Genomic DNA, 14,022 nt, shown 5'->3' on the forward strand with positions numbered 1-14,022 from the left:
ATGCCCGAGCCGCCGCGGCGGCTCGGACCTTGAGCGTTGTCGCTCTTGTTACTTATCAAGCCACACGTCGCGGAAACCGTCGTTCACGCCAAAGGCGGTGTTGACCGGGTTCTTCACGTCGCAGCGGTAGATGGTGGGGAAGCCCAGTTCCAAGAGCCAGATGTTCGGCACATCCTCGACGATCGCGTCTTGGATCTCCTTATAGGCGGCCTTGCGCTCTTCCGGGCTGGCCATCAGGGCCGCTTCGGCAAAGAGCTTGTCCGTCTCAGGGTTTTGATAGTTCGCTACATTGTTCCAAGGCGAACCGGGGGCGGCATTGTCGCCCATATAGGTCCGCGAAACGCCAAGCGCGGGATCGCCGTATTGGTAGAGGTAGGTAAAGGCGAGGTCGAAGTCGCGGTCGGCAACCTTCTGGTTCCAGCCCGCCACATCCGAGGGCACGATCTCGGACTTCATGCCGATCTCGCTCAGGTTCTGTTTGACCGCCTCGGCCCAGCGCTGCCAAGTCTCACCGTAAGGCAGGCCCAGAATGCGGATGGTCTCGCCGTCATAGCTGCTCTCTTCCAGCAGGGCTTTGGCCTTTTCCGGATCATAGGAGATATCCGGCGTATCGCCGTCATAGAAACGCGTGGAGGACGACAGCGGCCCGGTCGAAACCTTGCCCAGACCGTTCCACAGCGCGTCCTTGGCGAACTGGCGGTCGACGCCATGCATAATCGCCTTGCGCACCTTCACATCGTCGAGCGGCTTGTTGTCGTTGTTCACCCACATCCAAGACAGCGGGCCGAAATATTCCCAGCCCTTGTCGGTGATGCAGGTATTCTCCATCGCCTGAATGCGCGCCACGTCGAAATTCTCGACCGAGCCGCCGGGCAGCACGTCGACCTTGCCGGTCTCATAGGCCACCGCGCGGGAGGCCGCGTCAGGGATCACATGGTAATAGACTTCGTCAACGTAGGGTTTCCCCTCCATATAGTAGTCTTCGTTCTTCACCAGATGGATGAAGCTGCCTTTTTCCCATTTGTCGAACTTGAAGGGGCCGGTGCCGATGGGCGTATTGTTCGCCTCGTTATTGGCGAAATCCGTGCCTTCATAGATGTGCTTTGGGATCATCGGCGCGGTGCCCGGCTCGAAAATACCGATGAAGGGGCCGAAGGGCTGTTTGAGGTTGAAGACCACCGTGTGGTCATCAGGCGTCTCGATGCTCTCGACATGTTCCATATAGGTGCGCATCCGCGAGTGGCTCTCGCGCAGGAACTTATCCATGGAGAATTCGACATCCTCCGAGGTGAAGGGCTCACCGTCATGGAACACCACGCCCTCGCGCAGCTTAAAGGTATAGGTCTTGCCGTCTTCGGAAATCTCCCATGATTCAGCCAACTGCCCTTCGGGCTGGAGGTCGAAATCATAGCGCAGCAGGCTTTCGTATATATCGCCGCCGACCATCTGTGTCGGGCCGTTCTGCACAAGGCCGATCATCAGGCTGGGCGGCTCGGGCTGGATCACGACGTTAAGCGTGCCGCCGGACTTCGGCTCACCATCCTGCGCGGCCAAAGGCCCGGCCATCGCCAGCGCCAGAACGGCTGCGGTTAATTTAGTGGTTTTTAGCATGTAAATCCCCATTGGTTTTGCTGAAACTCGCCCAAGGGCAGCGTCCGATCTGACGTCGGCTTTTTGCAGTCGCTTGGGTGGTCGCCGCGAGATGGGCGGCGTCTTGGTGGCTCATTCACCTGTGGTGAATGATTGGATGTATCTTATGATCCCCTCCTTTGCGTCATCGATGTCTGCGCGCATTTCCGCAGCTGCGGCTGCGGGATCGCGATTCTCACAGGCTGCAATAATTGCCTGATGATGTCGAACCAGCCCCATCTGCTCTTGCGCATAGTACCCGGCGATTAGCGGCCCCATGCGGAGCCATAGCCCGCTGAGGATGGCCAGCAGGATCGGCATCTCCGCCGCCTCGACCAGCGCGAAATGGAACTCTTGATTATACTTCACCGCCTGCGGCCAGCGCCCGGCCACCGCTGCGGCCTCGTTCCGCTCCACGATCTTTTTCAAGCGGCGGATTTCCTTGGGGCCGACCATCTCAGCGGCGCGACCTGCGGCAAAGCCCTCCAGCTCGCGCCGGATGCTCGCAATTTCAAGATACTGCGCCTCTGTCAGCACCGGCACGCGCACATCGCGCACGCTGCGCTGGACCAAAGCCTCATCCCGCAAGAGCCGCTGCACCGCGTCGCGCACCGGGGTCGAACTGGTACCCAACCGCTCTGCCAAGCCGCGAATGGTGACCTTTTCATTCGGGCGAAGCCTGCCTTCCACCAAGTCCTGACAGACCCGATCATAAATCGCATCGCCCAATGAAACTTGATTGATCTCGGCCATCGCGCCCTCATCCTTACTGGCCGACTTGCCGCCAGTTTTGATGCATGATGCATCATTTCTATTGAGCCTGCAAATTAAAACTGCAATGCTCCGCCGGAACGACATCAGACCACAGGGAATGTGATGAAAGTCTTTTTCGACGAACGCCAGCTTGGCCATGCGCCGACACATTACTTTCGGCGTGGCGCGGCCATGCCGCATCAAGAACAGCCACAACGTGCTGAAATTCTACGCGATATGTTAATCGGCGAAGGGTTCGAGATCAGCAAACCCCAAGACCACGGCCTGGCGCCGATCAAGGCGGTGCACAACCCCGATTACGTCGATTTCCTGCCCGATGCCCATGCCCGTTTCGTCGAAAGCGCGGGGCCGGATGCGCTGGCCATTCCCACCATGCACCCCGGCGTGCGGCGCGGCAAAGAACCCAAAGACATTCACGGGCAATTGGGCTGGTGGATGACCGACACCTCGACCCCGCTGACCGAAGGGTCATGGGACGCGGCCTATTGGTCTGCCCAAACCGCCATTGAGACGGCCCAAACAGTCGCGGCAGGTGCCCGCGCGGCCTATGCGCTCTGCCGTCCGCCCGGCCACCATGCGATGCGCGATTGCTCGAACGGGTTTTGCTTTTTCAACAACGCCTGTATCGCGGCAGAGCACCTGACCCAGACCTTCAAAAAGGTCGCGCTGATCGACATCGACGTGCACACCGGCAACGGCTCGCTCGACATCCTCTATGAACGCGGCGACATCTTCTTTTGCTCGCTGCACCCTGACCCGGCAACATATCCCACCTTCTACCTCGGCCATGCGGATGAGACGGGCGAAGGCGACGGGGCGGGCAAATCGCTGAACCTGCTGCTGGAGCAGGGCGCGAGCCAAGATGAGGTGCTGGCCCTGCTCGACAAAGGTATCGCCGCGATCCGGGAATTTGGAGCCGAGGCGCTGGTCGTCTCGCTGGGCTTCGACATGGCCGCCGACGATCCGCTGGCTGCCGTGAAGGTCTACCCCGACGGCTTTGCCGAAATGGCGCAGCGCTTGGCGGCGCTGAACCTTCCCACCGCATTGATCCAAGAGGGCGGCTACCTTGGCCCCTCCCTTGCCGATAACGCAAAATCATTTCTCACGACATTCCGCGAGGCCACAGCATGAGCAAGACACCCAAAGAAATGAACGGCGCGGAAAGCGTTGTGCGCAGCCTGCATGCGGGCGGGGTGGAGGTCTGTTTCGCCAACCCCGGCACCTCCGAGATGCAATTCGTCGACGCGCTGGACCGCACCAAACTGATGCGCTGCGTTCTGGGCCTGTTCGAGGGGGTGGTGACCGGCGCCGCCGATGGCTATGCGCGCATGGCGGGCAAACCAGCGGTGACCCTGCTGCACCTTGCGCCCGGTTTCGCCAATGCCGCCGCCAACCTGCACAACGCCCGCAAGGCGCGGGTGCCGATGGTCAACCTCGTGGGCGATCACGCGCTGCGGCATCAGAAATACGACGCGCCTCTGTCGGCGGATGTCGAAGGCGCCTGCGCGCCCTTCAGCGATTGGGTGCGTTCGGGCCGTGATGCGGGCAGCTTTGCCGCCGATGCGATGACCGCCCTCGCGGTCGCCCAGGGCAAGCCGGGCAAGGTCGCCACGCTGATCGCACCCGCCGACATCGGCTGGGACGCGGGCGGCCAGATGGCCGAGGTCGTGGCCCCCGCGGCCCCTGCCCCGCTGGACGAAGCCGCGCTTGATGCCGCGGTCAAAGCCTTGGAAAGCGGTGAGAAGACCGTGCTTCTGGTCGGCAGCGGTGTGCTGGAAAACCAAGAGGCGATGGCCTTGCTGCACGGCATCGCGGAAAAGACCGGGGCCGATATCCTCGCCCCAACTTCGAACCGCCGGTTGGAGCGCGGACAGGGGCGGTTTGCCGTCAACAAAATCCCCTATCCGATCAACGCGGCGCTCGAATGCCTTGCACCTTACCGCCGCGCCATCCTGATCGAAACGCCGCCGCCGGTCGCCTTTTTCGCCTACCCCGAAAAGCCGAGCCTGCTGTTGCCGGTCGATTGCCATAACGTGACGCTCGCCCCCGTCGATGCGGATGGCGCCACCGCATTGGCCGCCCTGGCGGACCGCATCGGTGCGAAACCCGCCACCCCGCGCGACCACGCACGGCCCGCGGCACCACAGGCGGGAGGCATCAGCCTGCAAAACCTCGGCGCAGCCTTGGCCAATGCGCTGCCCGAAGACGCAATCGTGGTGGATGAGGCCGTCTCTTCGGGCGGGGCGACTTTCCCGGCGGGCGAAAGTGCCGCGCCGAACACTTGGCTCGCGCTGACCGGCGGGTCGATCGGCATTGGCATCCCCCTCTCCGCCGGGGCCGCCATCGCCTGCCCCGACCGCCCGGTGATCACGCTGCAAGCCGATGGCTCGGCCATGTACACCATTCAGGCGCTCTGGACCCAAGCGCGCGAGAATTCCAACGTCACCACCATCATTCTGGCCAACCAGTCCTATGAGATCCTCAAGGGCGAATTGCACAACGTCGGCGCCCAACCCGGCCCCGACGCGCTGAGCATGCTGAACCTCGACCGCCCGCAATTGGATTTCGTGGCCATGGCCAAGGGCATGGGCGTGCCCGGCAAACGGGTCGAAGACATTGCCGAGTTGATGCGCACCATCGAAGAGGCCGCGAAAGAGCCCGGTCCCTTCCTCATCGAAGCGATGCTGTAACCCCCCCCGAAAGGACACGCCATGCCCCTTGATCCAGACCTCAAGTCTCGCATCCTTCAGGCTGTCGAAGACGGATTTGCCGAACAGGTGAGCTTTACCCAAAAGCTCGTGCAATTGCCCTCCCTGCGCGGCCATGAACATGCGATCCAAGACCTGCTGTTTCGCAGCCTGCAAAGCCGTGGCTACGCGATGGACCGTTTCAAGATGGACCGCGCCGCGATTGAGGCGCATCCCGGCGGATCAAAATACTCGGACGATCATTCCGACGCGCCCATCGTCGTGGGCATCCACCGCCCGCGCGATGAGCGGGGCCGCTCGCTGATCCTGCAATCGCATCTCGATGTGGTGCCCGAGGGTTTGCACGACATGTGGGACGATCCGCCCTATTCGGCCAAGATCGACGGCGATTGGATGTATGGCCGGGGTGCGGGCGATATGAAGGCGGGGGCGGCTGCAAATATCTTTGCGCTCGACGCGCTGCGCCGCATCGGGCTGCAACCGGCGGCGACCGTCTATGTGCAATCCGTGGTCGAGGAGGAATCCACCGGCAACGGCGCTTTGCAGACTTTCCTGCAAGGCTACACCGCCGATGCGGTTTTCATCCCCGAACCCGAAGAGGAAATGCTGGTCCGCGCCAACACCGGCGTCATCTGGTTTCAGGTGCAGTTGCGCGGCGTGCCGGTCCATGTGCGCGAAATGGGCGAAGGGGCCAATGCCATTGATGCCGCCACCCGCGTCATCACCGCCCTGCGCGAGATGGAGGAGGATTGGAACGCCGAGAAGGGCCAGCATCCGCATTTCGAAGACGAAGCGCATCCGATCAACCTCAACATTGGCAAGATCGAAGGCGGCGATTGGGCCTCATCGGTGCCGTCATGGTGCAACATCGATTGCCGCGTTTCCATCTATCCGGGCCGCAGCGCCGAGGACGCCGCGCGCGAGATCACCGAGCGGGTCAAAGCCTTCGCCCAAAGCGACAACTTCCTGTCGAACAACCCGCCCAAGGTGGTCTTCAACGGTTTCCACGCCGAAGGCTATGTGCTGGAGCCGGGCAGCGAGGCCGAAGCCGTGTTGGAACGCGCCCATGAAGAGGCCATCGGCGCGCCGCTGCAATCCTTCATGACGGCGGGCTACCTCGATACGCGGGTCTATGCGCTTTACAACAAGATCCCCGCGCTCTGCTACGGGCCGAAATCGCGCAACATTCACGGGATCAATGAATCCGTCAGCCTCAGTTCGGTCAAGAAGATCACCCAAGCCATGGCGCTCTTCATCGCCGAATGGTGCGGGACCGAAGGCACCACCCCATGACCGAGGCCGGGATCACGCCCCATGGCGGCCTGCCCCCCTTCCTCAGCGGCGTGCTGGTCGAAGAGGCCGGGGCCCAGACCGACCTGCTGGCGCAAGACCCGCCTGCCTTTGACGCGGCCCGCGCGGCAGAGGTCGCGCTGCGCTGCTATGGTATCTCCGGTCAGATCGAACCGCTTGCCGCTGAGAAAGACGCGAACTTCCTGATCACCCTGACCACGGGCGAAAAGGCACTGCTAAAGATCACCAACGCCGCCGAAGACCGTGCGGTGACCGACATGCAGACCGCGGCACTGATGCATCTGGCTGCCGCCGATCCCGAACTGCCCGTGCAACGCATCTGCGCCAGCCTGAACGGCAAAGCTGCCGAGGTCGCCACCGCCGCCGATGGGCAGCCCCATGTCGTTCGTCTGATATCCTTCCTCGGCGGCACCGTGCTCAGCAATGCGACCCCGCAACCGGGCCTCTACCGCGCCTTGGGCGATTTTCACGCGCGGGTCACCCTTGGGCTGCGCGGCTTCTTTCACCCCGCGGGCGGGCATTTTTTGCAGTGGGACATCAAACAAGCGAGCCACCTGCGCCCCCTTCTGGCGGATGTGCGGGACGCCGCGCTACGCCAGCAGTTGCAGCATAGACTTGACCAGTTTGACGCGGAAACCGCCCCGCAACTGCCGCATCTGCGGGCGCAGATCGTGCATAATGACTTCAATCCCCATAACATTCTGGTCGACGCGCTACAGGCGCAGCACCCCGTCGGGCTGATCGACTTCGGGGATATGGTGCATACGCCGCTGGCCTGTGATTTGGCGGTGGCCTGCTCCTATCAACTCGGCCAAGGCACAGACCCGCTCGGCGCCATCTGCGAGATGGTCGCGGGCTTCGCCGCACGGCTGCCGCTGGAGGCCGAAGAGGTCGCGCTTCTGCCCAGTCTGATCCGCTTGCGCCATGCCACCACCTTGGCAATCGGCGCCTCCCGCGCGCGGCGCTATCCCGAGAATGCCCCCTATATCCTGCGCAACGCCGCCGCATCGCAACGCGGGCTGGTCGCGCTCGACCAAGTGGGCGACGCCGCCGCGATCAAAGCCCTGCACCATGCTGCGGGAACGGAGTGACCGATGACCATGATTAACGCCTATGACAGCGCCCAAGCCGAGGCCCTCAGCCCCGCAGACCGCCCCCTGATCGACCGCCGCGCCAAGGCGCTCGGCCCCGCCTATCGGCTGTTCTACGACCAGCCGCTGCATATCACGCGCAGCGAGGGTGTCTGGCTTTATGATAAGGACGGGCGCAGATATCTCGATGCTTACAATAACGTCGCATCGGTCGGCCATTGCCACCCCCGCGTGGTCGAGGCGATCACCCAGCAGTTGGGCGTGCTGAACACTCACACCCGCTATCTGCATGAAAACGTTGTCATTTACGCCGAACGGCTGCTCGCCACCATGCCCGAGGCGCTTGGTCATGTCATGTTCACCTGCACCGGGTCCGAGGCGAATGACATCGCCCTGCGCATCGCCCGCAGCTATACTCGGCGCGAGGGCGCCATCGTCACCCGCCTTGCCTATCACGGGTTGACCGAAGCGGTGGCCGAACTCTCCCCCTCTCTGGGCGACTTCACCCCGCGCAGCCCGCGCATCCGGCTGATCGACGCGCCCGACACGCTGCGCATCCCCGAGGCGCAACAGGGTGCCAAACTCGCCGCCGATCTGGCCCAAGCGATTGCCGAGATGCGCGCCGATGGGATCGAGCCTGCGGCCTTCATCGTCGATACGATCTTTTCCAGTGACGGGCTGCATCCCGATCCGGCGGGGTTCCTGCAACCGGCGGTCGACCTGATCCGCGCCGAAGGGGGGCTTTTCATCGCCGACGAAGTGCAACCCGGCTTTGCCCGCACCGGTGATGCCTTCTGGGGGTTCCAGCGCCACGGTCTGGTGCCTGACATGGTCACGATGGGCAAGCCGATGGGCAATGGCTTCCCCCTTTCCGGCACCGCGATGCAGCCAGAGCTGGTGCAAGAATTTGGCGAAAAGGCGCGGTATTTCAACACCTTTGGCGGCAACCCCGTGGCCGCCGCCGCAGGCATGGCGGTTCTCGACGTGATCGCGGATGAGGGATTGCAGGACAATGCCACAGCCGTCGGCGGTTTCCTCAAGAGCGGTTTGCAGGACATCGCGACCCGCTACCCCGAGATCGGCCATGTGCGCGGCGCGGGGCTGTTTTTGGCGGTCGAATGCGTCACCGCGCGCGAGACCAACGCCCCCGATGCCGCCTGCGCCAAATTCGTGGTCAACCATCTGCGTCAGAATGGCGTCTTGATCAGCGCCACCGGGCCGGGGGCCAATATGCTGAAAATCCGCCCGCCGCTTGTCTTACAGCAGGCCGAGGCCACGCTGTTCCTCCACGCAACAGAAGCCGCCTTCGCCGCTGCGCGGGCCGAGGGAGTTTAACCCTGCGGCCCTACTGCGCCTCGCGCAGGGACCGCTCCCGCGCGCGGGCCTTGGTCAGCCATTCCGGGTCCATCTGCGGCACCGATGTCAGCAGCCGCTTAGTATAGGCCTGCTTTGGATCGCCGAAGATCTCGTCACGCCCGCCCTGCTCCACGATCTGGCCATTCTTGAGAACGATCACCTTATGGGCAATCGCCTCAACCGTGGCCAAGTCATGGGTGATGAACATGAAGGTCAGGTCCAGCTCGGTCTGCAACCGCACCAAAAGCCGCAGGATCCCTTCGGCCACCAATTGGTCCAGCGCGCTGGTAACCTCGTCACAGATAATGAACTCCGGTTCGGCTGCCAGCGCCCGCGCGATGCCCACGCGTTGCTTCTGCCCGCCCGAGAGTTCGCTGGGTTTGCGGTCAAGGAAAGCGCGGTCGAGGTCGACCAGATCCATCAGTTCCGCCACCCGCGCCTGAAGCTCTTGCCCCCTGCGGCCCGTGAACTTGCGCACCGGTCGGGCCAAAATCTCGCGGATACTGTGGCGCGGGTTCAGCGAGGTGTCCGCCGATTGATAAATCATCTGGATATTGCGCAGCGTCTCGGCCCCGCGTTTGGCCAGTTGCGGCTCAAGCGGCGCGTCGTTCCAGAAAAACTGCCCGGCGACGGGGGGCAACAGCCCCGCGATGACCCGGGCGAGGGTTGATTTACCCGACCCGCTTTCCCCCACCACCGCAGTGGTCTGGCCGCGCGGAAAGGTGAAGTTGAGATTATCCAGAACCGTCATCGGCCCATAGGCCGCCGAAACCCCCTCGCAGCGGATCAGCGCCGGAGCCTCCCCCGCCTCTGCATAGGGGCGGCGAAACGACCGCACGGCCCAGAGCGAGCGGGTATAGTCCTCTTGCGGGGCGTCGAGCATGGTCTTGGTCGACGCGGTCTCCACCGCCGCGCCATCCTTCATCACGCAGATGCGGTCGGCCATCTGGCTCACCACCGCCAGATCATGGGTGATATAGATCGCCGCCGTGTCATATTGCTCGACGATATCGCGGATCGCCCCCAGCACTTCGATCTGGGTGGTGACGTCTAGGGCGGTCGTCGGCTCGTCAAAGATGATCAGGTCGGGGCGGCAGGCCATGGCCATCGCCGTCATCGCCCGCTGCAACTGGCCGCCCGACACTTGGTGCGGGTAGCGAAAGCCGATCTCTTCGGGGTTGGGCAATTGCATCTGACGGTAGAGCGCGACAGCGTCCTGCTCTGCCGCCGTGCGGCCCGCGACACCGTGCAGACGGGGCGCTTCGGTATATTGGTCGATCAGCGTCTTGGCGGGGTTAAAGCTTGCCGCCGCGGACTGGGCGACATAGGCGATGCGCTTGCCGTGCAACCGGCGCAATTGCCCGCGCCCCATGCCGATCAACTCGGTCCCGTCGAATTCGACGCTGCCCCCGGCAAAGCGCACCCCGTCGCGGACATAGCCCATCGCCGCCAAGCCGGCGGAGCTTTTGCCCGCCCCGCTTTCGCCGACAAGGCCCAACACCTCACCCCGGTCAAGCTCCAGATCGAGCCCCTTGATGATCACATTGGGCCGCGCGCGGCTGCCTGCCTCAAGCCGGAGACCGCGAATGTTCAAAAGATTTCCCATATGCTTGGCCCCTGCTTGGTTAACTTTTCAGACCGCTGGCGCGGTGCAGCATCCAATCGACGATCAGGTTGATCGCAACGGTCAACAAAGCGATGGCAGCCGCCGGGATCAGCGGCGTGATATCGCCAAAGCTGATCAGGGTGGCGTTCTCTTTCACCATCGATCCCCAATCCGCCGTGGGCGGCTGAATCCCGATGCCAAGAAAGGACAGCGCCGCGATAAAGAGAAACACAAAGCAAAAGCGCACGCCGAATTCAGCGATCAGGGTGGACCAGATGTTGGGCAGAATCTCGCGCCGCAGCAGCCACGGCGTGCGCTCTCCGCGCAGCTTGGCCGCCTCGACGAAATCAAGACCGACAACATTCATCGCCGCCGCGCGCGACAGACGGTAGACAGGGGCCACATAGATCACCGCGATAACACCGACCATATTGGGGATCGAGGGGCCGACAATGGCCAAAAGCATCAGCGCCAAGATCAGCGGCGGCACGGCCATCAGCACATCGACGAGCCGCGACAGGACTTCATCCAGCCAACCCCCTTTGAGCGCGGCCAGCATCCCCAACGTGGCCCCGACCGAAAAGGAAATGGCCGTGGTCAGCAGCGCCAGCCCGACCGTATTGCGCGCGCCAAAGATCATGCGTGACAGCATATCGCGGCCAAGATTGTCGGTGCCAAGCGGATGCGCACCACTCCACGGCAGATAGGCGTCGCCCACCACCTCCGTCTCGCCATAGGGCGCGATCCACGGGGCGAAAAGTCCGGTGATGGCCACGAGGACCAGCACCACCATCCCAAAGATCGCCGAAGGAGGCGCGGATTTCAGCAAAGATTTCATCGTTATCTCCCGTGCCGCAGACGCGGGTTCGACATGATCGAGATGATGTCGGCCAGAACGTTCAGCGTGATATAGACAGCGGCAAAGAACAGCCCCACGGCCTGCACCACCGGGAAATCCCGGCTGGAGACGGCATCGACCAGTAACTGGCCAAGACCGGGGTAGGAAAAGACGACCTCAACCACCACCACGCCGACCACCAGATAGGCAAGGTTCAGCGCCACGACATTGACGATCGGCGCCAGCGCGTTGGGCAGCGCGTGTTGCAGAATGGTGCGCCAGCGCGGCACGCCCTTGAGGCGGGCCATCTCAATATAGGGCGAGGCCAGCACGTTGATGATGGCCGCCCGCGTCATCCGCATCATATGCGCCACGACCACCAGAATAAGCGTCAGCGCGGGCAGAAAGCTGCGATAGAGCGCGTCCCAAAGCCCCGTGGCGCTGTCGATCCGTGCCAGCGTGGGGAAGACGCCCGCTTTGATCGACAAAAACAGGATCAGGACATAGCCCACGAAAAACTCGGGCATGGAGATGGCGGAAAGCGCGGTCAGGTTGACGCCGCGGTCAAACAGCGTGTTGCGCCACAGCGCCGCCAGAAGCCCAAGGATCACCGCCAGCGGGGCGGCGATGACGGCGGCATAGACGGCCAGAAACATGGTATTGGCAAGCCGCGGGCCCAACAGCTCAGACACCTCGCGCCCCGAGGCCAGAGAGGTGCCGAAATCACCGCGCAGCACACCGCCGAGCCAATCGAAATACCGAAGATGCGCAGGCTGATCGAGGCCAAGCTCGGCGCGAAAGGCCGCGAGGGTCGATTCAGTCGCCGATTGGCCAAGGATCTGCTGCGCCAGATCACCTGGCAAGAGTTCGATGCCAACGAACATGAGGGCGGATACGACAAAGAGGGTCAGAATGCCGAGGGACACTCGGCCGATAACAAGCTTCTGAAGCCGGGACATTTTAAGGTTTTCTCCGGCCCGGGGCGGGCCATTGGTGCGGGAAACGGACGGCCCTTGGGGGCCGCCCGCGTGAAGCTGTGGCTTAGGACATCCACCAGCGTTCAATGAAGCGCTGGCTGTCGAGATCCCACATCTCGGACACTTCCTCGGGCATCTGAACGCTCTCGCTCATGGCCGAGACATATTGACCAAAGGCCGGGATCAGCGCGCCGCCCTGCTCTTTCACGATCTTCTGCATCTCGCCGTACATCTCGGCGCGGCGGGTCTGGTCCAGCTCGGGCCGGGCCTGCAACAGCAGCTCATTGAAGCGCTCGTTGTCCCATTTGGTCTCGTTCCACTCCGCATCGGCGGCATAGCCGGTCGAGAACATGAGGTCAGGCGTCGGGCGACCACCCCAATAGGAGCAGCAGAAGGGCTTTTGCAACCAGACGTTCGACCAATAGCCGTCATCCGGCTCGCGCTTCACGTCGATGTTCAGCCCCGCAGGCCGCGCGCTTTCGGCGAAGAGCACGGAGGCATCCACGGCCCCGTTGAACGCCGCATCCGAAGTCGAGAGCGTCACGTCGAGGCTTTCCAGCCCCGCCTGTTTCAGATGGTACATCGCCCGCTCCGGATCATAGGTGATCTGTTCCAGATCGTCGTTGTAATAGGGCATGGAGCGCGAGATTGGTTGGTCATTGCCCACGGTGCCATAGCCGCGCAGCACCTTTTCGATCATGTCTTCGCGGTTGATGCCGTATTTCAGCGCCATGCGCACGTTCAGATCATCGAAGGGCGCCGTGTTGGTCTGCATCGGCATGATGTAATGCAGCGTGCCGTCCTGGGTGTGGATCTTCACATTGGGCGCGCGGCCCAGAAGGTTGATGGTTTTGAGGTCGGGCCGGTCGATCAGGTCGACCTCACCGGTCATCAGCGCGTTCATCCGGGCCGCCGGATCGCCGACTTTCAGGATCACGACCTTGTCGAAATGCGCGCGGCCTTCTTTCCAGTAGTCATCGCGGCGCGAGAGTTCGACCCGCACGCCCGGCTCAAAGACATCGATCACATAGCCGCCGGTGCCGATGCGGCTGTTGGGGTCAATCGTGCCATCGCCGGTGTCTTGACGAATGCCGAGGTGGTAATCATTGAAGATGAACGGGAAATCCGCGTTCCCGGCGGCCAGTTCAAACACCACAACCTTGTCGCCATCGGCGCGGATGTCGGTGATCTGCTCAAGCAGCGGTTTGATACCGGATTTGGACTCCGGCCCCATGTGGTGACGGATCGAGGCGATCACGTCATTCGCTGTCGCCGTTTTGCCGTCCGAGAATTGCGCGTTGTCGCGCAGGCGGAAGGTCCAAGTGGCGGCATCGCTGCTGGCTTCAAAGCTTTCCGCAAGGTCGGGCTGTGCGGTGCCATCGGGGGCGATCTCGGTCAGGGTGTTGAAGACCGCGTAGCCGCTGGCGAACATGAAGTCGTTGTTGAAGGTCGCCGGATCAAGGCTGTCGGAAGTGGAGCCTTGGGTAAAGCCCACCCGCAGGGTGCCGCCCTTCTTGGGTTGCGCCTGTGCCCGCGCTCCGCGTGGCAGGATCAGCCCTGCCCCCACGGCGGCGGCGGTCCCGGCTAGAAAGCTGCGACGGCTCGGGCCGTTTTGACGGTTTGTGAAATTGGTCATTGTATCCCCCTTTGTTTGTTTTCTTGCTCGAACGCTCTGACAAAGCGCTCGGCGTCTTGCTGCGGTGCCGCGTCATTGGCCGCCGCCCTCGCACTG

At 62.8% G+C, this 14,022-nt stretch carries 11 protein-coding genes; 5 read left to right on the forward strand and 6 right to left on the reverse strand.

All coding sequences use genetic code 11. The features are described from left to right. Positions 1 to 48: 48 nt before the first annotated feature. Both ACGYLD_RS11840 and ACGYLD_RS11845 read right to left on the reverse strand, forming a co-directional pair. Positions 49 to 1,623 (reverse strand): ABC transporter substrate-binding protein, encoded by a 1,575-nt coding sequence (locus tag ACGYLD_RS11840; protein WP_271692100.1) that lies wholly within the window; start codon positions 1,621 to 1,623, stop codon positions 49 to 51. 99 nt (positions 1,624 to 1,722) lie between these two features. Continuing rightward, the gene (locus ACGYLD_RS11845; protein ID WP_271692101.1) at positions 1,723 to 2,541 is read right to left on the reverse strand and encodes a GntR family transcriptional regulator; all 819 of its coding nucleotides are present in this window, start codon (positions 2,539 to 2,541) and stop codon (positions 1,723 to 1,725) included. Between ACGYLD_RS11845 and ACGYLD_RS11850 the strand changes: the two genes are divergently transcribed. From ACGYLD_RS11850 to ACGYLD_RS11870, 5 genes are read left to right on the forward strand one after another with little or no spacing between them, the layout of a single operon-like run. Beyond that, on the forward strand, positions 2,506 to 3,534 hold the full coding sequence (locus tag ACGYLD_RS11850) for a histone deacetylase family protein (RefSeq protein WP_271692102.1): 1,029 nt from the start codon (positions 2,506 to 2,508) through the stop codon (positions 3,532 to 3,534). The genes ACGYLD_RS11845 and ACGYLD_RS11850 overlap by 36 nt on opposite strands. Continuing rightward, positions 3,531 to 5,093 (forward strand): acetolactate synthase large subunit, encoded by a 1,563-nt coding sequence (locus ACGYLD_RS11855; RefSeq protein ID WP_271692103.1) that lies wholly within the window; start codon positions 3,531 to 3,533, stop codon positions 5,091 to 5,093. The genes ACGYLD_RS11850 and ACGYLD_RS11855 overlap by 4 nt, the downstream gene beginning before the upstream one ends. A gap of 21 nt (positions 5,094 to 5,114) precedes the next feature. Continuing rightward, on the forward strand, positions 5,115 to 6,404 hold the full coding sequence (locus ACGYLD_RS11860) for an ArgE/DapE family deacylase (protein WP_271692105.1): 1,290 nt from the start codon (positions 5,115 to 5,117) through the stop codon (positions 6,402 to 6,404). Then, on the forward strand, positions 6,401 to 7,513 hold the full coding sequence (locus ACGYLD_RS11865; RefSeq protein WP_271692106.1) for a phosphotransferase: 1,113 nt from the start codon (positions 6,401 to 6,403) through the stop codon (positions 7,511 to 7,513). Before ACGYLD_RS11860 ends, ACGYLD_RS11865 begins: the two co-directional genes overlap by 4 nt. Before the next feature lie 3 nt (positions 7,514 to 7,516). After that, the gene (locus ACGYLD_RS11870; RefSeq protein WP_271692107.1) at positions 7,517 to 8,848 is read left to right on the forward strand and encodes an aspartate aminotransferase family protein; all 1,332 of its coding nucleotides are present in this window, start codon (positions 7,517 to 7,519) and stop codon (positions 8,846 to 8,848) included. A 10-nt stretch (positions 8,849 to 8,858) separates the two neighbouring features. Here the strand turns inward: ACGYLD_RS11870 and ACGYLD_RS11875 are convergent, their stop codons facing one another. The 4 genes from ACGYLD_RS11875 to ACGYLD_RS11890 all read right to left on the reverse strand — a co-directional run bounded on the left by ACGYLD_RS11875 (position 8,859) and on the right by ACGYLD_RS11890 (position 13,926). Further along, positions 8,859 to 10,475: an ABC transporter ATP-binding protein gene (locus ACGYLD_RS11875; protein ID WP_271692108.1), complete on the reverse strand. Its 1,617-nt coding sequence runs from the start codon at positions 10,473 to 10,475 to the stop codon at positions 8,859 to 8,861. Positions 10,476 to 10,494: 19 nt separating this feature from the next. Continuing rightward, positions 10,495 to 11,313 carry an ABC transporter permease gene (locus tag ACGYLD_RS11880; protein WP_082852164.1) on the reverse strand — a complete coding sequence of 273 codons (819 nt, stop codon included), beginning with the start codon at positions 11,311 to 11,313 and terminating at the stop codon, positions 10,495 to 10,497. A 2-nt stretch (positions 11,314 to 11,315) separates the two neighbouring features. Then, positions 11,316 to 12,272 (reverse strand): ABC transporter permease, encoded by a 957-nt coding sequence (locus ACGYLD_RS11885; RefSeq protein WP_394402666.1) that lies wholly within the window; start codon positions 12,270 to 12,272, stop codon positions 11,316 to 11,318. An 82-nt stretch (positions 12,273 to 12,354) separates the two neighbouring features. Beyond that, entirely contained in the window at positions 12,355 to 13,926 is a 1,572-nt protein-coding gene (locus tag ACGYLD_RS11890) for an ABC transporter substrate-binding protein (RefSeq protein ID WP_271692109.1), read from the reverse strand. Between the last annotated feature and the right edge of the window lie 96 nt (positions 13,927 to 14,022).

Origin of the sequence: Sulfitobacter sp. 1A12056 (assembly GCF_043558125.1) — a bacterium.
Lineage (GTDB): Bacteria > Pseudomonadota > Alphaproteobacteria > Rhodobacterales > Rhodobacteraceae > Sulfitobacter > Sulfitobacter faviae.